Annotated in this window: 17 protein-coding genes; 9 read left to right on the plus strand and 8 right to left on the minus strand. The window is 68.9% G+C overall.

The genetic code is table 11. The features are described 5' to 3' along the window. Window positions 1-266: 266 nt before the first annotated feature. The 6 genes from AC3WL7_RS03150 to AC3WL7_RS03175 all read left to right on the plus strand — a co-directional run bounded on the left by AC3WL7_RS03150 (window position 267) and on the right by AC3WL7_RS03175 (window position 6457). Window positions 267-566 carry a hypothetical protein gene (locus AC3WL7_RS03150; RefSeq protein ID WP_200733857.1) on the plus strand — a complete coding sequence of 100 codons (300 nt, stop codon included), beginning with the start codon at window positions 267-269 and terminating at the stop codon, window positions 564-566. A 55-nt stretch (window positions 567-621) separates the two neighbouring features. Then, window positions 622-3381 carry a magnesium-translocating P-type ATPase gene (mgtA, locus tag AC3WL7_RS03155; RefSeq protein ID WP_492749286.1) on the plus strand — a complete coding sequence of 920 codons (2760 nt, stop codon included), beginning with the start codon at window positions 622-624 and terminating at the stop codon, window positions 3379-3381. Then, window positions 3381-4121, plus strand: a complete 741-nt coding sequence (locus tag AC3WL7_RS03160) for an MgtC/SapB family protein (protein WP_492749287.1) — start codon at window positions 3381-3383, stop codon at window positions 4119-4121. The genes mgtA and AC3WL7_RS03160 overlap by 1 nt, the downstream gene beginning before the upstream one ends. A 131-nt stretch (window positions 4122-4252) precedes the next feature. Continuing rightward, window positions 4253-5311 (plus strand): sensor histidine kinase, encoded by a 1059-nt coding sequence (locus AC3WL7_RS03165; RefSeq protein WP_492749288.1) that lies wholly within the window; start codon window positions 4253-4255, stop codon window positions 5309-5311. Continuing rightward, the gene (locus AC3WL7_RS03170) at window positions 5304-5945 is read left to right on the plus strand and encodes a response regulator transcription factor (RefSeq protein WP_295517380.1); all 642 of its coding nucleotides are present in this window, start codon (window positions 5304-5306) and stop codon (window positions 5943-5945) included. The genes AC3WL7_RS03165 and AC3WL7_RS03170 overlap by 8 nt, the downstream gene beginning before the upstream one ends. Further along, entirely contained in the window at window positions 5942-6457 is a 516-nt protein-coding gene (locus AC3WL7_RS03175; RefSeq protein ID WP_492749289.1) for a DUF1697 domain-containing protein, read from the plus strand. Before AC3WL7_RS03170 ends, AC3WL7_RS03175 begins: the two co-directional genes overlap by 4 nt. 21 nt (window positions 6458-6478) lie before the next feature. On the opposite strand, the gene AC3WL7_RS03180 is transcribed toward AC3WL7_RS03175, so the two are convergent. Then, window positions 6479-7645: a low temperature requirement protein A gene (locus AC3WL7_RS03180; protein WP_492749290.1), complete on the minus strand. Its 1167-nt coding sequence runs from the start codon at window positions 7643-7645 to the stop codon at window positions 6479-6481. A 121-nt stretch (window positions 7646-7766) separates the two neighbouring features. Between AC3WL7_RS03180 and bla the strand changes: the two genes are divergently transcribed. Then, window positions 7767-8618 (plus strand): subclass B3 metallo-beta-lactamase, encoded by an 852-nt coding sequence (bla, locus tag AC3WL7_RS03185; RefSeq protein ID WP_492749291.1) that lies wholly within the window; start codon window positions 7767-7769, stop codon window positions 8616-8618. A gap of 53 nt (window positions 8619-8671) precedes the next feature. On the opposite strand, the gene AC3WL7_RS03190 is transcribed toward bla, so the two are convergent. Beyond that, entirely contained in the window at window positions 8672-10954 is a 2283-nt protein-coding gene (locus AC3WL7_RS03190) for an FdhF/YdeP family oxidoreductase (protein WP_492749292.1), read from the minus strand. Window positions 10955-11137: 183 nt separating this feature from the next. On the opposite strand from AC3WL7_RS03190, the gene fdhD reads away from it, so the two are divergent. Then, window positions 11138-11971: a formate dehydrogenase accessory sulfurtransferase FdhD gene (fdhD, locus tag AC3WL7_RS03195; protein ID WP_492749293.1), complete on the plus strand. Its 834-nt coding sequence runs from the start codon at window positions 11138-11140 to the stop codon at window positions 11969-11971. Between the two features lie 129 nt (window positions 11972-12100). On the opposite strand, the gene AC3WL7_RS03200 is transcribed toward fdhD, so the two are convergent. Then, window positions 12101-12637, minus strand: a complete 537-nt coding sequence (locus tag AC3WL7_RS03200; protein ID WP_492749294.1) for a carboxymuconolactone decarboxylase family protein — start codon at window positions 12635-12637, stop codon at window positions 12101-12103. Window positions 12638-12743: 106 nt separating this feature from the next. On the opposite strand from AC3WL7_RS03200, the gene AC3WL7_RS03205 reads away from it, so the two are divergent. Then, on the plus strand, window positions 12744-13601 hold the full coding sequence (locus AC3WL7_RS03205; RefSeq protein ID WP_492749295.1) for an AraC family transcriptional regulator: 858 nt from the start codon (window positions 12744-12746) through the stop codon (window positions 13599-13601). A 92-nt stretch (window positions 13602-13693) separates the two neighbouring features. On the opposite strand, the gene AC3WL7_RS03210 is transcribed toward AC3WL7_RS03205, so the two are convergent. The 5 genes from AC3WL7_RS03210 to AC3WL7_RS03230 form a co-directional block, all read right to left on the minus strand. Continuing rightward, on the minus strand, window positions 13694-14242 hold the full coding sequence (locus AC3WL7_RS03210; RefSeq protein ID WP_492749296.1) for a TetR/AcrR family transcriptional regulator: 549 nt from the start codon (window positions 14240-14242) through the stop codon (window positions 13694-13696). Between the two features lie 5 nt (window positions 14243-14247). Continuing rightward, window positions 14248-15780, minus strand: coding sequence for an MFS transporter (locus tag AC3WL7_RS03215; protein WP_492749297.1), 1533 nt, complete (start codon window positions 15778-15780; stop codon window positions 14248-14250). A 153-nt stretch (window positions 15781-15933) separates the two neighbouring features. After that, window positions 15934-16683: a hypothetical protein gene (locus AC3WL7_RS03220; RefSeq protein ID WP_492749298.1), complete on the minus strand. Its 750-nt coding sequence runs from the start codon at window positions 16681-16683 to the stop codon at window positions 15934-15936. Continuing rightward, window positions 16683-17342 (minus strand): DUF3299 domain-containing protein, encoded by a 660-nt coding sequence (locus tag AC3WL7_RS03225; RefSeq protein WP_492749299.1) that lies wholly within the window; start codon window positions 17340-17342, stop codon window positions 16683-16685. The genes AC3WL7_RS03220 and AC3WL7_RS03225 overlap by 1 nt, the downstream gene beginning before the upstream one ends. Continuing rightward, the gene (locus tag AC3WL7_RS03230; RefSeq protein WP_492749300.1) at window positions 17332-17883 is read right to left on the minus strand and encodes a DUF3299 domain-containing protein; all 552 of its coding nucleotides are present in this window, start codon (window positions 17881-17883) and stop codon (window positions 17332-17334) included. Before AC3WL7_RS03230 ends, AC3WL7_RS03225 begins: the two co-directional genes overlap by 11 nt. Between the last annotated feature and the right edge of the window lies 1 nt (window position 17884).

A 17884-nucleotide genomic window follows, 5' to 3' on the forward strand; every position in this document is an offset into this window, starting at 1 on the left:
TCACCGCACACCGCACATCGCGCGTGCTGCCTATACCAACGTATAGCCGCGCTTACCCACGGGCATCTAGGCCCGGCGCAGCCCTGCGCGGACAATAGCGGCACTGGGCCACGACGGCCTTGCCCACGGAGACGCTGATGGACCCCGACCCTGCCGGGCGCGCCGCGCCCTGGATCAGTACCCCCCGTTCCCTGCTGGCGCCCATCGCCGGTCCCTGTCCGCACGCGTGATGGGGGCCCCGGGCGTCGCCTGCCCGGAGTATCCCCATGTCCTGCAAGACCCTCTACATCACCCTGCGCCGCCTGATCGCTGAGCGCGACCGCGCAGGCCTGCGCAGCCACCTGCTGCAGCACGGCCCCGTCCTGTTCGCCCATGCGCTGGCGCTCGGTTCGCCGCGCGTCGTCGCCGATGCGTTGTCGCTGCTGCCGATCAGCGAGCGCATGACGGCGCTGCGCCACCTGCCCCACCCCCTGCGCGATGCCATGAAGCCGCTGTGCATCGGTGGCAGCCAGCGCCTGCACCTGCAGCCGTGGTCACCCCCGGTGCCCACCCTGCGCCGCGCCTGACCCACGCCACTCCACGACCCGGCGCACCCGGGTCGGCACCTCCGAGGATGACCCCATGAGCCTGCTCAACGCCTGGTTCAACGCCTTCCTGCGCAGCCGTCGCGCGGGCAGCCTGTTCCGCCGCCGCGCCCTGCCCGAGTCCGGCTTCGGCCGCGGCGCTGCCGAGGCCGCGCCCTCCACGCTCACCGAGGGCCTGCTCCGCCTGGCCCAGCTCGACGATGCCCGCCTGCTGGCCGTACTGGATTCGCACGGCGATGGCCTGAGCCCGCAGGAGGCCAGCGAGCGCTTTGCCCGGCTCGGCCCCAATGAAGTCGATCACGAAAAGCCGCTGCCGTGGTGGCGCCACCTGTGGCAGTGCTACCGCAATCCGTTCAACCTGCTGCTGAGCGTGCTGGCCGCCGTTTCCTGGCTGACCGAGGACGCCAAGGCCACGGTGGTGATCGGTGCGATGGTCCTGCTGTCCACCCTCATCCGTTTCGTGCAGGAAGGACGCTCCAACCGCGCCGCCGAGCGGCTGAAGGCGCTGGTCGGCAACACCTCGCGGGTGTTGCGGCGCAGCGCGGGCACCGAGGCCGCGGAGCTGGCCGGCCAGTACTTCGGCGCGCACCTGCACAGCCGCCGTCCGGCGCGCCTGCTCGACCTGCCGATCCGCGAGCTGGTGCCGGGCGACCACGTCGTGCTCTCCGCCGGCGACATGATCCCGGCCGACTGCCGCGTACTGACCGCCAAGGATCTGTTCGTCGCCCAGGCGGCGATGACCGGCGAGTCGCTGCCGGTGGAGAAGTTCGCCAGCCCGGGTGCCGCTGACGCCGGCCTGATGGAACAGGCCAACCTGTTGTTCATGGGCACGAACGTGGTGTCCGGCACAGCGACGGCGGTAGTGCTGGCCACCGGCAACCGCACCTACTTTGGCACGCTGGCCCAGCGCAGCACCGCTACCGAGCGCGCGCCGACCGCGTTCCAGGCCGGCGTCAACAGTGTCAGCTGGCTGCTGATCCGCTTCGCCCTGGTCATGGTGCCGTTCGTGCTGCTCATCAACGGCTGGACCAAGGGCGATTGGACCGAAGCCTTCCTGTTTGCATTGTCGGTGGCGGTGGGCCTTACCCCGGAAATGCTGCCCATGATCGTCACCTCCACCCTCGCCAAGGGCGCCGTGCTGCTGTCGCGCAAGCGGGTGATCGTCAAGCGCCTGGATGCGATCCAGAACTTCGGCGCGATGGAGGTGCTGTGCACCGACAAGACCGGCACGCTCACCCAGGACCGCATCGCCCTGGAGCGCCACACCGATGTGTTCGGGCAGGACTCGGAGGACGTGCTGAAGTTCGCCTACCTCAACAGCCATTTCCAGACCGGGCTGATCAACCTGCTCGATCGCGCCGTGCTGGAGCACGTCGAGCTGCAGAGCTCGCTGCGCCTGTCGCAGGATTACCGCAAGGTCGACGAGATTCCGTTCGACTTCCAGCGCCGCCGCATGTCGGTGGTGGTGGCCGAGCGCGATGACCACCACGAGTTGATCTGCAAGGGCGCGGTGGAGGAAATGCTGGCGGTGTGCAGCACCGTGCGCGAGGGCGGGCGCGACCAGCCGCTGGACGCGGCGCGGCTGGCGCGGGTGCGGCAGACCACCGAGGAACTGAACGAACAGGGGCTGCGCGTGGTGGCCGTGGCGATGAAGGAAACTGCGGCCAGCCAGTCGGTGTACTCGCAGGCCGACGAATGCGGGCTGACCCTGCTCGGCTACGTGGCCTTCCTCGACCCGCCCAAGGAGTCGGCCGCGCAGGCCCTGCAGGCACTGGCCGCGCATGGCGTGGAGGTCAAGGTCTTCACCGGCGACAACGAACTGGTGACCGCGCGTGTCTGCGCCCAGGTCGGGCTGGAGGCCGACGCCATCCTCACCGGCCCACAGATCGAACGCATGGAGGATGCCGCGCTCTCGCAGGCGCTGCAGCAGCACCGCGTGTTCGCCCGCCTCACGCCACTGCACAAGGAACGCCTGGTGCGTTGCCTGCGCGCACATGGCAAGGTGGTGGGCTTCCTGGGCGACGGCATCAACGACGCTCCGGCCCTGCGCGCGGCCGACATCGGCATCAGCGTGGACAGCGCGGTGGACATCGCCAAGGAGGCCGCCGACATCATCCTGTTGGAAAAGAGCCTGATGGTGCTGGAGGACGGCGTCGTGCAGGGCCGCCGCACGTTCTGCAACATGCTCAAGTACATCCGCATGACCGCCAGTTCCAATTTCGGCAACGTGTTCTCGGTACTGGTCGCGTCGGCCTTCCTGCCCTTCCTGCCGATGCTGCCGCTGCAGCTGCTGGTGCAGAACCTGCTGTATGACATCTCGCAGATCGCCATCCCGTTCGACAACGTCGACGAGGAACTGGTGCGGCAGCCGCTGAAGTGGAATCCGGCGGACATCGGCCGCTTCATGGTGTTCTTCGGGCCCATCAGTTCAATCTTCGACCTGTGCTGCTTCGCGCTGATGTGGCATGTGTTCGATGCGCGCACGGCCGCCGACCAGAGCCTGTTCCAGTCCGGCTGGTTCGTGGTCGGCCTGCTGACCCAGACCCTGATCGTGCACATGATCCGCACGCCCAAGGTGCCGTTCCTGCAGAGCATCGCCGCACCGGCGCTGTTGCTGATGACCGGCGCGATCATGGCCATCGGCGTGCTGCTGCCGATGAGCCCGCTGGCCAGTTACTTCAAGCTGCAGGCCCTGCCGCTGGGCTACTGGCCGTTCCTGGTGGCGATCCTGTTCGGCTATGCAGTGCTGACCACGGCAATGAAGCGGCTCTACATCCGCCGCTACGGGTGGCAGTGATGATCGCGTTGCAGGTGAACCTGCCGCCGTTCGACGCGGGCGCGACGCTCGGCTCGCTGCTCAGCCTGACCGTTGCGTTCGTGCTGGGCGCGACCATCGGCCTGGAACGGCAGCTGCGGCAACGCACGGCCGGGCTGCGCACCAACACGCTGGTGGCGGTAGGCGCCGCCGTCTTCGTCGATCTGGCGGTGCGGTTCCATGATCTGTACGGCGGCCCGCCCTCGCCACTGCACGTGGTGGCCTACGTCATCTCCGGCGTCGGCTTCCTCGGCGCCGGCGCGATCATGAAGGACGGTGCGCAGGTTTCGGGCCTGAACACCGCCGCGACCCTGTGGGGTTCGGCCGCGGTCGGGGCCTGTGCCGGCGTCAAGCTGCTGCCGGAAGCGGTGATGGCAGCCGTGTTCGTGCTGGCCGCCAACACCCTGCTGCGGCCAGTGGTGAACCGCATCCAGCGGCAACCGCTGGCGGAGGGCTTCAGCGAGGCAACCTATGCGATCAACGTCGTCTGCCAGCGCAAGCAGCAGGCCGAAGTGCTGGATCGCCTGCTGTTGCTGCTGGAGCAGGCACAGTATCCGGTACGGGCGGTGGACCAGCGGCCGTTCGGCGAACGCGACGTGGAGATCGAGGCGGTGCTGTATGCCACCTCGGTCGATGCAGCCGAACTGGATGCGGTGCTGGAGAACCTGGCCGCTACACCCGGTGTGCTGCAGGGATTCTGGAACGCCAGCCTGGAAGAGTGACACCCGCCCCGGTAGCGCCGGGCCATGCCCGGCGAGCGCGCAGCGCGGCCGACCGCCTGGCCCACCGTGCATGGCCCGGCGTCACCCAGCCGCTTATCATCCCCCCACCACCCGCCAGGGAGCCCCACCCGATGCCGTCGCTGTCGCCCCGCCGCCCGCTGGCGCTGTTCGCCCTGATCGTGGTGATGGGGGCGATCTTCCTGCTGGACACCCTCACCGACTACGCGGTGGCCGCTGCCTGCTTCTACGCGGCCGTCATCCTCGCCGCGTCGCGGCTGATGTCGGCGCGCGGCCTGCTCTGCCTGGCGGCGGCCTGCATCGCCCTGACCGGCCTCAGCTTCTTCCTGACCCGCTTCGGCACCTATCGCATCGGCCTGGTCAACTCGACCATCGGCATGCTGGTCATCGGCATCACCACCTGGCTGGTGCTGAAGATGGAAGCTGCCAAGGCCGCCGTGCAGGAGGCACAGGCGCGCCTGTTGCGGGTCGCGCGGGCCTCCACGGTGGGTGAGCTGACGACCTCGATCGCCCACGAAGTGAACCAGCCGCTGGCGGCCATTGCCAGCAGTGCCGAGGCCGGCCAGCGCTGGTTGGCGCAATCGCCCCCCAACGTCGACAAGGCACTGCAGGCCATCGCCCGCATCCTGTCCGATGCACATCGTGCCAGTGACGTGATTGCCCGTATCCGTGGCCTGACCCAGGGCGCGGCACCGGAACGCCGCGCCTTCGATCTGAACCAGGCCGTGCAGGACATGCTTGCGCTGTCGCGCAGCGAACTCGACCAGCACCACGTCGACGTGTCGCTGCTGATGGATACCGAGCTGCCACCGGTCTTCGCCGACCCGGTGCAGGTGCAGCAGGTGATCGGCAACCTGCTGCTGAACGCGGTGGATGCGATGGCCCAGCTGCCCCCGGGCGAGCGCCGCGTGGCCCTGGTGACCGCGCGCGATGGCCGCGGCCAGGCCAGCCTGAGCGTGCGTGACCGCGGCATCGGCCTGCCCACGGATCAGCCGGACCGCGTCTTTGATGCCTTCTGGACCACCAAGGCCCAGGGCCTCGGCCTGGGCCTCAGCCTGAGCCGTTCGATGATCGAGGCCAACGGTGGCCGCATCCGCGCCGAACGACCCGCCGGGGGTGGCGCCTGTTTCGTGTTCGAACTGCCCACCGCGGGCAAGGATGACCATGCGTAAGCCGTTGACACCCCCGGCCGAAGCGGCCCCCATCGTCTATGTGATCGATGACGATGCATCCGTGCGCGCCGCGCTGGAAGACCTGCTGGCGTCGATGGGCCTGCAGGTGCGGGCATTCGCCTCCACCCAGGCCTTCCTCGATCATCCCCGCGACGATGCGCCGGCCTGCCTGGTGCTGGACGTGCGCATGCCCGGACAGAGCGGCCTGGACTTCCACCGCAGCATGGCGGACCTGGGCCTGCAGGTGCCGGTGGTGTTCATCACCGGCCACGGCGACATCGCCATGGGTGTCAATGCGATCAAGGCCGGCGCCATCGAATTCCTGACCAAGCCCTTCCGCGACCAGGAACTGCTGGACGCCATCCACAAGGGCATCGCCCTGGACCGCGAGCGGCGGCGCGAGGGCGAGGCGCTGGGCGAGCTGCAGGCACGCTGGCAGACCCTCAGCGCCGGTGAGCGCGAGGTGGTGGACGGCGTGGTGCGCGGACGCCTCAACAAGCAGATCGCCGCCGACCTCGGCGTCAGCGAGATCACGGTGAAAGTGCGGCGCGCGCAGGTGATGCGCAAGATGGAAGCGCGCACCCTGGTTGACCTCGTGCGCATGTACGACCGCCTGCAGGCTGCTGCGCCATGAACGCTTACGTGGCCCTGCTGCGGGCGGTGAACGTAGGCGGCACCGGCAAGCTGCCGATGGCAGCGCTGGTGGCGATGTGCGTGGATGCCGGCTTCAGCGACGTGCGGACGTATATCGCCAGCGGCAACGTGGTGTTCCGCAGCCAGGGCGACGAGGCAACCGTACGCGACGCGCTCGCCAAGCGGCTGCAGGCTCATGCCGGCAAGCCGGTGGGTGTGCTGGTGCGCAGCGCCGCGGAGATGGCCGATGTGGTCAGGGGCAATCCTTTCCCGCAGGCCGCCGGCAACCGCGTGGTTGCCCTGTTCATCGACGGCCCGCTGCCGGGCGATCCGCTGCAGGGCGTGACCGGGCGCACTGCCGAGCAGCTGGCGCTGGGGCCGCGCGCACTGTATGTGCACTACGGCGAGGGCATGGCCGATTCGAAGCTGCGGATTCCCTGCGCTGCGCAGGGCACCGGTCGCAATCTCAACACCGTGGCACGGCTGGCTGCGATGGCCGCTGCGCTGGCCTGAGCGCGGTCTCCGCCCGTGCGGCTACGGCAGGCGCTGTCGCGTCCGCGTGTCGATCAGGCCCACCAGCAACACCACCACGCTGGTCAGCCAGCCAGCCGCCAGCAGGTGGGTGAACGGCAGCAGGGGGGCCATGGCCACCAGCAGCAGCGCGCCCAGCAGATGCGAGCGCGGCACCCGCCCGTACACCGCGCGCTTGTACAGCGCGCTGCCCAGCAGGTAGATCAGCGGCCCGGCCACCAGCATCGCTGCGTGCGGCAGCGATACGCCCTCCTCCGGCGCGTCCATCACCAGGTCGTTGCCGACTGCGGTGGCGATGATGCCGGCGATCAGCAGCGCATGCACGTAGTGGAAGTAGGCCCCGATGCGCCCAGGATCGTCGGAGCGGGTGATGGTGTCGGTGGCATCCTGGCTGGAGATGCCGAAGTACAGCCACCACATCGCCAGGGTGCCGGCGAAGGTGGCGAGCACGGCCGAGACCACGTCGACGTTCCAGTTGCCCGACTCGCTGAGCACGCCGCCGGTGGCCAGCAGCGTCTCACCAAGTGCGACGATGACGAACAGCTGGCAGCGCTCAGCCAGATGGCCGCCTTCGATCGTCCATTCGCGGGTGTGCGAGCGCCCCAGCCCCGGGAACGCGAAGCCGAACATCGGCGACAGGTATTCGCAGGCCACCGCCAGCGCCCACAGACCCAGCCGCAGGTTGCCTTCGGCGGCCGCCCCCGCCAGCCAGAAGCAGGCCGACACCAGCACCCAGGCCAGCATGCGGCGGAAGTTGGGCGCGAGTGCATGGCCGCGCCCCACCTCCCACAACACGAAGGCCGTGCGCCCCACCTGCATCGTGGCGTAGGCCCCGGCAAACACCCAGGCGCGCTCGCCGAACGCGTCGGGAATGGAGGACGACATCAGCAGCGCCAGCAGCATCGTGGTGAACAACAGGCCCCGGATACGCGGCGCCTGCGGATCGAACCAGTTGCTGACCCAGCACGCGTACTGCCAGCCCAGCCAGACCGCGAACCACAGCACCAGCGTCTGCAGCACGCCGAGCAGGCCCAGGTGGTGCAGCAGGTGGTGGCTGAGCTGGGTGACGGCGAAGACGTAGACCAGATCGAAGAACAGCTCTTCGTAGGTCACCCGCGCGTGGTGGCCGTCGCGGCGGCGCAGAGCGGGAACACGGATGCCGGGAACCATGGAAACTCCTGATCGGTGGCCGAGCCAACCATCGCGCTTATTGCAGCCATGAGCAATACGCGAAACGGCCCAGGAAGCGGCCGTGATAGCGTCTTCGCACCTTCCCGACCGATCCCTCCGAATGCGCATCCTGCCCCTTGCCTTCGCCCTGGCCACCGCCCTGCCGCTGGCGGCCCACGCTGCCGGACCGGCGCTGCCGCAACTGCGCGCTTACACCGTCGATGCGTCGTGGCTGCAGCCCATCGCGCCGCTGCAGATCGCCGACCACACCTGGCAGATCGGCACCGCGGACCTCACCGCCCTGCTGGTGCAGACCCCGCAGGGTGCGGTGCTGCTGGACGGCGGCATGCCGCAGATGGCCGACCACCTGCTGCACAACCTAAAGCTGCGTGGCGTGGACCCGGCTGACCTGCGGGTGATCCTGCTCAGCCACGCCCACGCTGACCACGCTGGCCCGGTGGCCGAACTCAAGCGCCGCACGGGCGCGCGCGTGCTGGCCAATGCCGAATCGGCGGTACTGCTGGCCCGCGGCGGCACCGACGACCTGCACTTCGGCGACCGGTTCACCTTTGCACCGGCACAGGTGGACCGCATCATCATGGACGGCGAGACGGTGGACGTCGGCGGCATGCGTTTCACCGCCCACTTCACCCCCGGCCACACGCCCGGCAGCACCGCGTGGACCTGGACCGACACCCGCAACGGCACGCCGGTGCGCATCGCGTATGCGGACAGCCTGAGTGCACCGGGTTACACGCTGAAGGACAACCCGCGCTATCCGCACCTGGTCGAGGACTTCCGCCGCAGTTTCGCCACCGTGCGCGCCCTGCCCTGCGACGTGCTGCTGACCCCGCATCCGGGTGCCAGTGGCTGGGACTACGCGGCCGGCAGCAAGGCCGGTGACAAGGCGATGAGCTGCGGCGCGTATGCCGATGCCGCCGAGCAGAAGCTCGACGCAGCCCTGACCCGGTAGAGTCGAGCTTGCTCGACTGCTCTGGAGCAGCCGAGCATGGCTCGGCTCTACCGCTAGGGTGCCTCGACCAGCGCGCGCACCCGCACCGGGATCGACTTCGCTGCGGGCGTGCCGCTGATGCGATCGTAGTAGTCCAGCGGCAGCAGCGGATTCAGTTCCGGGTAGTAGCCGGCCAGCGCGCCGCGCGGCATCGGGTAGTCCAGCACGGTCAGGCCATCGATGCGCCGCACGACGCCATCGTCGGCGATCGTTTCCAGGCTTACCCGCGCCTCCTTGCCCAGTCCGCGTGCCAGCCGGTCCTCGATGTTCATGAACACCACGTTGCGGTCGTTGTACACACCCCGGTAGCGATCGCTGTAGCTGTAGATGGTGGTGTTGTACTGGTCGTGCGAACGCACCGTGGCCAGGCGCAGCATCTCCGGGTCGTCCACCACGTCGTTCACCTCCAGGCCGGGCATCACCAGGATGTTGGCCTTGCCGGTGTCGGTCGGCCACACCCGGCGGCGCGGCGGGATGTCCAGGTGGAAGCCATGCGGTTGCTGGATGCGCTCGTTGAAGCCGGCATAGATCTCCGGGTAGACGGCCGCGATCAGCTCGCGGATCGGCGCGTAATCGTACATGCAGGCGGCCCAGTCCACACGGCTGTCCGGCAGCGTGGCCATCGCCATGCGGCAGACGATCTCGACCTCCGGCAGCACGTGCTCGCTGACCGGATCGAGCACGCCGCGCGAGGCGCTGACATTGGACATCGCATCTTCGATGGTCACGAACTGCTCGCCGGCCGGCGTGCGGATCCATTCCGAGCGCGCCACCACCGGCAGGATCAGTGCATCACGGCCATGCACCAGGTGGCCGCGGTTGAGCTTGGTGGCGATGCCCACGGTCAGCTCCAGCCGCTGCATCGCCGCGTAGGCGCGCGGCGTATCGGGCACGGCATGGATGAAGTTGCCGCCCAGGCCGATGAACACGCGGGCGTGTCCATCAAGCATCGCCTGGATCGACTCGACCACGTGGTGGCCATGCGCGCGCGGCGGCTCGAAGCCGAACACCTCGCGCACCCGGTCCAGGTAGGCCGGCTTGGGCTTCTCGTCGATGCCCACGGTGCGGTCGCCCTGCACGTTGGAGTGCCCGCGGATGGGGCCGATGCCCGCGCCGCGCTTGCCGAAGTTGCCACGCAGCAACAGCAGGTTGGCCACCTGCTGCAGCAGGCGTGAACCGTACTGGTGCTGGGTCAGGCCCATGCCGTAGCAGATCACCGTGGCCTGCGAACGGATGTAGATATCCGCGCAGCGCCGGATCTGCACCTCGGCGATGCCGGACACCCGCACGATCTCGTCCCACTCCTGCGCCAGCGCGTCCTCGCGCAGCGCATCCACGCCCAGGGTGTGCTCGGCCAGGAAGGCGTGGTCGAGCACGGCCTCGCCCTGCGCTTCGCGCTCGAACATCACCTTCATGATGCCCTTGAGGAAGGCCAGGTCACCGCCGATGCGGATGTGCACGAACTCGCTGGTGATCTCGGTCGACCCCAGCGTGGCCATCTGCACGATGTCCTGCGGCTCGGTGAAACGGATCAGCGCGCGCTCGGGCATCGGGTTCACCGCCACGATAGGGATCCCGCGTTTGCGCGCCTCCACCAGGTTGGTCATCATCCGCGGCGAATTGGTGCCGGTGTTCTGGCCCATCACGAAGATGGCCTCGGCGTGTTCGAAATCGTCCAGCACGATGGTGCCCTTGCCCACCCCGATCACCGGCGGCAGGCCGCGGCTGGTGGGCTCGTGGCACATGTTGGAACAATCGGGGAAATTGTTGGTGCCGAACTCACGCACGAAGATCGAATACAGGAACGCCGCTTCGTTGGGCGTGCGCCCGGAGGTGTAGAACTCGGCCTGGTCGGGGTGGTCCAGGGCACGCAGATGCTCGCCGATCAAGGCAAACGCCTCGTCCCAGGCGCAGGGCACGTAGTGGTCGCTGGCCGCGTCGTAGCGCATCGGCTCGGTCAACCGGCCCTGCATCTCCAGCCAGTAGTCGCTCTGTTCCATCAGCTCGCTGACGCTGTGGGCGGCGAAGAATTCGCGGGTGACGCGGTGCTCGGTCGCCTCCCAGGCCAGGGCCTTGGCGCCGTTCTCGCAGAACTCGAACTTGCGCCGGTGGTCCGCGTCCGGGAAGGCGCAGCTGGGGCACTTGAAGCCACCCGGCTGGTTCATCGCCAGCAGTGCCTTCGAGCCCTTGGCGACCACGCTCTGCTGCAGCAGCACCTTGGCCGTTGCCCCGGCAGCACCCCAGCCACCGGCCGGCTGGTTGTAGGACGTGTATCGCGGCGGTTTCTGTTCGGACATGGCTCGGCAACCTGGTGGCGCGCAAGGGACCGGGTCCAGTCAAGCACGACCGCGGCCGTCGCGCCATTCCCCGGAGGAGGGGTGCCAGCCTGCCACGGCAACGGTTACAACGGCGTCTTCCCGTGATCGCTGCGCTATCCTGCGGCGGTAGATGGCCTTCGTGCTCCACCCAGGACGTACTGCATGCCCGCACCGACACCGCTTTCCCCACCGCCGGCCGGTACCGCGCTGCGCACCTTGCAGCGCTGGCGGGAAACGGAGCAGGACGAACGGGTCGACCTGATCGCCGAAGAAGTACCGGTGGCGATGCGCTACAACGGCACCGCCTTCGCGGTGATGATGGCCACGCCCTGCGACCTAAAGGATTTCGCCCTGGGCTTCTCGCTCAGCGAGGGCCTGGTCACGCGGCCGCAGCAGGTGCTGTCGATCGACGTGCAGCCGCAACTGGAAGGTATCGAGCTGAAGATGACCGTGGCCGAGGACACGCCCGGTGCAGCGTTGGACCCGGCCAACGGGCGCCTGCTGCCGGGCAGGGGCGGCTGCGGTCTGTGCGGCACGCGGCAGTTGGAGGACGTCCTGCGGCCCCTGCCGCCGATACGTGATCGCCGCAGCTATCCGCCCCTGGCGCTGCAGCGCGCACTGGCCGCGCTGGCGCAGCACCAGCCGATGAATGCTGCCAGTGGCTCCACCCATGCCGCGGCCTGGGCCGATGCCCGTGGTCGCATCGGCTGGGTGCGTGAGGATGTCGGCCGCCACAACGCCCTGGACAAGCTGATCGGGGCACTGCACCACAACGAGCACGGCAGCGAGGGTGGCCTGCTGGTGATTTCCAGCCGGGCAAGTTACGAAATGGTCAGCAAGGCGGCGCGTGCCGGCGCGAGCGTGCTGGCGGCAGTGTCGGCGCCCACGGCACTGGCCATCGACCTGGCCCGCAGCGCCGGCCTCTGCCTGGTGGGATTCGCGCGCGAGGGCGGGTTCAATGTGTATACCCACCCCGAGCGGTTGCAGGCAGGGTAGAGCCGACAGGGTAGAGTCGACTGTCAGTCGACTGCTGTTCCACGGACCGCCCGAAAACCCCGCGCTTCGCGCGATAGTCGACTGACAGTCGACTCTACCCCGTCGGTCTTGCCTGGTTGCCCGCAGGCCTCAGCGCAGCGCGATCTTCGGGAAATCGACCGGCACGTCGAACGCCACGTTGACGTAGTTGGTGAACAGGTTGAGGGCGACGTGGGCGAGGATCTCGACGATCAGCTCATCATCGAAACCGGCATCACGCAGTGCCTGCACGTCGGCGTCGCCGATCTGCGCGCGGTTTTCGACCACCTTCAGGGCGAACGTGAGCGCGGCGGCCGTGGCCGGGTCGCTGGACTGGCCGACCTGGGCGGCGGCCATCTTCTCGCCGCTGGCACCGGCCTTGCGGCCAAGCGCGGTGTGCGCGGCCAGGCAGTACTCGCAGGCGTTGCGGTTGGCGATGGCGACGGCGATCTGCTCACCCAGCAGCGGCGACAGGCGACCGCCGCCAAGGGCGCCGAACGAGCCCCACATGCTGGTCAGCGCCGCCGGCGAGTTGGCCACGGCGCGGAACATGGCCGGAGTGGCGCCGAAGGCGGCGTGTACCTGGCCCAGCAGGGCCTGGCGGTCGGGGGTGGTGGCGGCAGCGTCGATCAGGGCGATACGGGACATGGCGGTTTCCTTCGGTAACGCGTCCGGGATTGGACGATGGGGTCATCGTAGGTAGACTCGCAGGACGAATCCCCAACATTTGTCCGCATTGGTTATCCATTCGTCCATGGACACCCCGCCCGACCGCCTGTCCGCCCTGCTTGAACGCTTCCGCGTGCAGGCCGCCCTCTTCCATTCCGGCCCCCTGTGCGGGCGCCACGAGTTCGCGCCACAGCCCGGCCGCGCGTTCCTGCACATCCTGCGCAAGGGCGAGATGGAGGTGTGCCACACCGAAGCCGGCCTGCCCTCGCGCCTGCGGGTCGACCAGCCCAGCCTGCTGCTGTACCCGCAACCGCTGCATCACACCTTCCTCAACGCGCCGCTGGACGGGCCGGATTTCACCTGCGCCACGCTGGATTTCGACGGCGGTGCGCGCAACCCGGTGGTGCAGTCGCTGCCGCCGGTGATGGTGGTGCCATTGGCCGACATCGGCGAGCTGGATGGCACCCTGCAGCTGCTGTTCGGCGAGGCGGACCGCCAGCGCTGCGGCTCGCGGCTGCTGACCAACCGACTGTTCGAGGTGGCGCTCATCCAGGTGCTGCGCTGGGTGGTGGACCACCCGGATACGGCCGGGGTCAGCCATGGGCTGATGCGCGGCCTGTCCGATGCGCGGCTGGCGCGCACCCTGGTGGCCCTGCACCAGGCACCGCAGGAGGAGTGGACGCTGCCACGCATGGCGGCCATCGCCGGGCTGTCGCGCAGTGCGTTCGCCGCGGTGTTCAAGGACGTGATGCAGGCCACCCCGGCCAGCTACCTGCAGGACTGGCGGTTGAGCCTGGCCTGCGCGCAGCTGCGGGCGGGCGCGCCGGTAAAGCAGGTCGCGGTGGACGTCGGCTTTGCCGATACCGCCTCGCTGTCCAAGGCCTTCCGCAAGCGGATGGGCGTCTCGCCGCGGGCGTGGCTGGCGCAGGCCGCAGCCCCCTAGCGTCGAGCTTGCTCGACGACCGCTTACGTAGGGTCGAGCTTGCTCGACTGTTTCTGCAAAGCCAGTCGAGCAAGCTCGACGCTACAAAGGCGTTACGCCTTTCCGGCCGACAACAACCCGGCAATCCGCTCGGTCAGCTGCGTACGCACCTCGGGATCCAGCTGGCCTTCGTACATCGCCTCGTAGATCCACAGACCATCGGCGGCCAGCCGCGCCACGAAATCATCCAGCGCCGCCGGGTCCGCCACCGCCCTGGCCGGCGGCGATGGCGCCCAGCGCTTCACCACCGGGCCCCAGGGGCGTTCGCTGGCGTCCGGGTCCATCGATTCGAGCATGAACATCAACTCGGCACGGGTGGCGCTCTGTGCCGACACCCGCACGAAGGTCTGGTACCGCTCCAGCGCCGTCGCCTCGTCGGCGCGCTTGCCGAGCAACGCCTCCATCGACGCCTCCCAGGCCTTCACCAGGTGCTCGTCGATGCCGCGCAGCAGCGCTTCGCGCGAGGGGAAGTGGTACAGCAGGCCGCCGCGGGTCAGCTGCGCTTCGGCCGCCACCGATTCAAAGGTGACCGCACCGAGACCGTCACGGTTGATGACGCTCACGGCGGCGTCGAGGATGCGATCGCGCTTGCTGGTTCTCATTGCCGTTACTTTACGCGATCACCTGCGCCGTCGCGGCCACCCACGCGCCCGCGCAACAGGCGCGCCAGCACCGCCGCACCTGCGGCGAGCACCGCCATGATGACCAGCAGCACGATCTGGTAGCCACGGTCATAGGCGGCCACCGCCTGCGCGAACCATGGCCCCTGCCCGCCTTCGCGCGCCAGGTGCAGTGCCTGGGTGAAGCCTTCGCGCGCCGCCGCGGGCATGTCCGCGGCATCGGACAGGAACGCGCCATACATCGCCGCCCCCAGGCTGCCCAGCAGCGCCACTGCCAACAGGCCGCCGAATTCATAGGAGACTTCTTCCACCGACGACGCCATGCCGGCGCGGTGTGCCGGCACGTTGTTGAGGATGGCGGTGGACGCCACCGAGATGGCCGCGCCCATGCCCACGCCGGTCAGCGCCATGCCCGCCACCACCCAGCCCACGCCATGCGGGAAACCGAACGCCACCACGGCCACGCCCACCGCGCCGGTCGCCAGGCCACCACAGATCAACGGACGCAGGCCGACGCGGTGCAGGATGCTGCCACCCAGCAGTGCACTGGGCAGGCTGCCCAACGCGGCTACCGAAACCAGCAGGCCGGCCTGCAGCGGGCTGAAGCCAGCCACCAGCTGGAAGCGCTGCGTGGTGACCAGCTGCAGGCCCGCCAGCGCGAACAGGGTGAACACCGCCGACAACGTGCCGGCGAGGAAGGCGGGATTGCGGAAGATGGCGAAATCCAGCAGCGGATAGGCAAGGCGCTGCTGGCGACGTGCGAACGCAGTGCCGCTGATACCTGCCAGCAGCAGCGCACCCACACCCAGGGCATACGAAGGCGGCGTGGCGATCAGCGACTTGATGGCCAGCACCAGCCCCGACAGGGCCGCCAGCGCCAGCAGCGAGGACAGCATGTCCCAGGGGCGCGAGGTGTCGCGCTGGCCTTCCGGCGCCAGCAGCAGGGTCGCAATGAACGCCACCACCACCACCGGCACGTTGATCAGGAACACCGAACCCCACCAGAAATGCTGCAGCAGCAGGCCGCCGATGATCGGGCCGAGCGCTGCGCCAACGATGGCCACCGAACCCCAGAGGGCGATGGCGATGTTGCGTTCGCGCTCCTCGTGGAAGCTGAGGCCGATCAAGGCCAGGGTGGCCGGCATCATGGCCGCCGCACCGACGGCAAGGAAGGCACGCGCCGCGATCAACTGCGCGGGCGTGGCCGAGAACGCGGCCGCCAGCGAGGCGATACCGAACACCACCAGGCCGATCAGGAACATCCGGCGGTGGCCCAACCGGTCACCCAGGGTACCTGCGCCCAGCAGCAGGCCGGCCATCACCAGCGGGTAGGCGTTGATGATCCACAGCGCCTGCCCGGCGCTGGCGGACAGCTCCTCGGTCAGGGTGGGCAGCGCGGTGTACAGCACCGAGTTGTCCAGCGTGACCAGCAGCAGGCCGGCCGCCACGGTGAACAGCAGCGCCCAGCGACGGGCACGGGACAGGGCCGGAGCACCGGCCAGGGGCTGGGAAAGCGCCATGGAACAGACCTGCAGGAACGAGCTGGGGCCCATAACTATACAAGACGTCCGGTATAGTTATGAGCCCGCGCCATGGCATCGTTCAGGTAGAGTCGAGCTTGCTCGACTGCTCATGGGGACAGCAGTCGAGCAAGCTCGACTCTACAAACCCGGTCACCGGCAGCCTTCCGGCAGCGCAGCGATGGTCGCCACCACCGCGCCCTGCATGCCCTGCCCCACGGCCATGTCGAGTTCGCCGCCGGTGCTGCCATGCTGGCGCTGCAGTTCGCCTTCGCAGAGCTCGCGCACATGGCGGCGCGCCGTGGCACGCAGCATGCTGCAGCGCCAGTCCCCCGGTCCCAGTGGCAGCACCGAATAGACCACGCTGTTGCAGGCATCGCCGGCGCGCTCGACCAGGCTGTGGCCGGCGAAGTCGCGCGGCGGGCTGCTGTGCGTGGGATCGTAGTAGCTGTCGGGAAAGCTGCGCGCGTACTGCTCGACATCCACCTGCAGGCGCTCTGGGCCTGCGTCCGGCAGCTGCAGCGGCTCGCCGCAGGCCGTGCTGTCGGCGCGGTGCTGGATGTACTGGTAGATCGGCCGGTCGAGCCTGCGGTCCTGCGCGGTCACTGCACTGATCGCACCCAGCACCGGCAGCGCCGCGCGGTTGGCCATGCGTGCCAGCACGCCGGCCTCGGCCGGTACACACCGGTCACGCACGGTGGCCACCAGCAGGAACACCACGTCGTCACGGAAGGCGCGATCCTCGCGCAGGTGCCGTTCGATGTCGGCCTGCAGTGCGGGAATGGGCGCAGGGAACGCCACTGGCAGCGGCCGCACCTGCGGCGTCCAGCGCTGCCAGACCAGCAACGCAGCGCCAAGCAGCAGCAGGGCTGCGCCGAAATACAGCCAGCGCGCACGCGGCATTAAGGTTTGATCGCCGTCAGCGTGGCCGCGTCCGCGTCGTAGGACGCACTGGCGATGTCGGCCTCGAAACGCTTGATGCGCAGGTGGCCCGACAGCCGATAGGCATCCCACAGGTTGCCCAGTGCGATGGGCCGTTCCAGGGTCACGTGGATGATCTGGTTCGGCGGCGGTGGCGGCACGTGGATGCAGGCACCGTAGAACGGCACGAACAGCAGTTCGTTCACGGCGCCGGCATCGTCCATGGCCAGCGGCACCACGTAGCCATCCAGGTCGACCGCGCGACCGTCCTCGCCATCGACCACGGCGGCCGAGCCGAACTGCTGGGCGCGGTCGGGGCTGGAATGGTCGATGGCTGCGCCCGGCGGCGTGCCCGAACCCGTGTCATCGATCAGCCCACCGACGCCGGACATCGCCCCCATGCCACCGCTGCGGTCGATGCCGATCTGCGGCGGCGGGCGCAGGAAGGCGTCGTCCTCGGGCATCAGGTCGCTCCACGCGATGATCGCGGCATCGCTGGGCGCGGCCGTGTCCGCCGTGGCTGCTGCCTCCGTCCGCGTCGTGGCCACAGGAGTTTCTGCCGCCGCGGCAGGCACATCACCACCAGGCCGGCTGCAGGCAGCCAGCAACGTCACCACCAGCACGCAGGCATTACGGTTCATAGGGCCTCAACTGCGGGTCAACCATGGTGTAGGCCGAACCGGCCAGATCGTCGTCCACGCGTTCGCCGCGCAGGGTGCCGGCCAGGAAGAACGGCGAATACATGTCCGGCATGTCGATCGGGCGCGACAGCCGCACGTGCACGATCTGGTTCGGTGGCGGCGGCGGCACGTGGATGCAGGCGCCGTAGTACGGCACGAACAGGAACTCGGACAGGCGTCCGTCAGCGGCATTGGCCAGCGGCACCACGTAGCCAGGCAGGCGCACGGCGCGGTCCAGCACCGCATCCACCGTGCGGAAGGTGCCGAACTGGGCCATGCGCCGGTTACCGCTGTGCTTCACCTCCGGGCCATCGCCACGCTCCAGCGCGGCCAGCTCATCGGCAGGCATCATCTGCAGCCAGTCCAGTTCCTGCTCGCCGACGGCAGCGGTCGCCGTGCCCTCCTGCACCGGCGTCGGCGGCAGGGCCTGCACACCGGTATCCACCGGGCGCTCGCAGCCGGCCAGCACCAGCATCAACGCAAGGACGATCCAGGTGCGCATG

Source organism: Stenotrophomonas sp. FW305-3-2-15-E-LB1 (genome assembly GCF_058787375.1).

Bases quoted from the DNA above. Each gene is read 5' to 3' on its own strand.
- AC3WL7_RS03150 (WP_200733857.1), top strand. From the start codon at position 267: ATGTCCTGCAAGACCCTCTACATCACCCTGCGCCGCCTGATCGCTGAG.
- mgtA (WP_492749286.1), top strand. From the start codon at position 622: ATGAGCCTGCTCAACGCCTGGTTCAACGCCTTCCTGCGCAGCCGTCGC.
- AC3WL7_RS03160 (WP_492749287.1), top strand. From the start codon at position 3,381: ATGATCGCGTTGCAGGTGAACCTGCCGCCGTTCGACGCGGGCGCGACG.
- AC3WL7_RS03165 (WP_492749288.1), top strand. From the start codon at position 4,253: ATGCCGTCGCTGTCGCCCCGCCGCCCGCTGGCGCTGTTCGCCCTGATC.
- AC3WL7_RS03170 (WP_295517380.1), top strand. From the start codon at position 5,304: ATGCGTAAGCCGTTGACACCCCCGGCCGAAGCGGCCCCCATCGTCTAT.
- AC3WL7_RS03175 (WP_492749289.1), top strand. From the start codon at position 5,942: ATGAACGCTTACGTGGCCCTGCTGCGGGCGGTGAACGTAGGCGGCACC.
- AC3WL7_RS03180 (WP_492749290.1), bottom strand. From the start codon at position 7,645: ATGGTTCCCGGCATCCGTGTTCCCGCTCTGCGCCGCCGCGACGGCCAC.
- bla (WP_492749291.1), top strand. From the start codon at position 7,767: ATGCGCATCCTGCCCCTTGCCTTCGCCCTGGCCACCGCCCTGCCGCTG.
- AC3WL7_RS03190 (WP_492749292.1), bottom strand. From the start codon at position 10,954: ATGTCCGAACAGAAACCGCCGCGATACACGTCCTACAACCAGCCGGCC.
- fdhD (WP_492749293.1), top strand. From the start codon at position 11,138: ATGCCCGCACCGACACCGCTTTCCCCACCGCCGGCCGGTACCGCGCTG.
- AC3WL7_RS03200 (WP_492749294.1), bottom strand. From the start codon at position 12,637: ATGTCCCGTATCGCCCTGATCGACGCTGCCGCCACCACCCCCGACCGC.
- AC3WL7_RS03205 (WP_492749295.1), top strand. From the start codon at position 12,744: ATGGACACCCCGCCCGACCGCCTGTCCGCCCTGCTTGAACGCTTCCGC.
- AC3WL7_RS03210 (WP_492749296.1), bottom strand. From the start codon at position 14,242: ATGAGAACCAGCAAGCGCGATCGCATCCTCGACGCCGCCGTGAGCGTC.
- AC3WL7_RS03215 (WP_492749297.1), bottom strand. From the start codon at position 15,780: ATGGCGCTTTCCCAGCCCCTGGCCGGTGCTCCGGCCCTGTCCCGTGCC.
- AC3WL7_RS03220 (WP_492749298.1), bottom strand. From the start codon at position 16,683: ATGCCGCGTGCGCGCTGGCTGTATTTCGGCGCAGCCCTGCTGCTGCTT.
- AC3WL7_RS03225 (WP_492749299.1), bottom strand. From the start codon at position 17,342: ATGAACCGTAATGCCTGCGTGCTGGTGGTGACGTTGCTGGCTGCCTGC.
- AC3WL7_RS03230 (WP_492749300.1), bottom strand. From the start codon at position 17,883: ATGCGCACCTGGATCGTCCTTGCGTTGATGCTGGTGCTGGCCGGCTGC.